The organism is Streptomyces daqingensis (genome assembly GCF_014645895.1).
Taxonomy (GTDB): domain Bacteria; phylum Actinomycetota; class Actinomycetes; order Streptomycetales; family Streptomycetaceae; genus Streptomyces; species Streptomyces daqingensis.
Window position 1 is genome coordinate 1 of record NZ_BMMP01000047.1, and the last position, 574, is coordinate 574.

1 pseudogene is annotated in these 574 nt (G+C 34.1%); it reads right to left on the bottom strand.

The features are described 5' to 3' along the window. Positions 1-574 (bottom strand): annotated as a pseudogene (gene cagX / locus IEY56_RS29260) (type IV secretion system apparatus protein CagX); the annotation flags it as partial.

Here is a 574-nt window from a genome sequence, read left to right on the forward strand (position 1 = left end):
TAGTTTTTGATATTGTAATTTTTTGTCAATGGATTTTTCCCATAGCCTTTATTTATTACTGTTACAAGGGCTTTGTCTTTATTGAGCTTAAACTTTTCTGCAATTTCATTAACTCTATACCATCTCAATCCTGAATTGGTCATATTAGGATCAATAGCAGCATCAGTCATGCTTAATTTCCCATCAGGCTGAACCACAAAAATAGCAGGTTGGAGAGTGATGTTTTTGAAACCAAAATAAGTGAATGTGCCATCATCAAAAATTTCAGAGGGCATAATATGTTTAGAGCGTTTTTCAGGTGCTTGGTAGTAATTGTAGTTTCTAGGCACAGGGTTTCTTTTTAATGCATTATGCACATATTGAGTCTCTAGCGCCTTTGCTTGATCTAAGATAATCTTTTGTTTTTCTTCTCTTATTTTTTCTTTGTTGATAATCTGTTCATTGCTTGCCATCATTACTCTATTGATGTAGGCTGTGGTATTAAGATTTTCTTGCTTGATCAATTCTCTCTGCCTCTTTGCTTCTTCTCTCTTTTTTAACTCCTCTTCAATAACGCTAGAGACTTCGTGTCTTT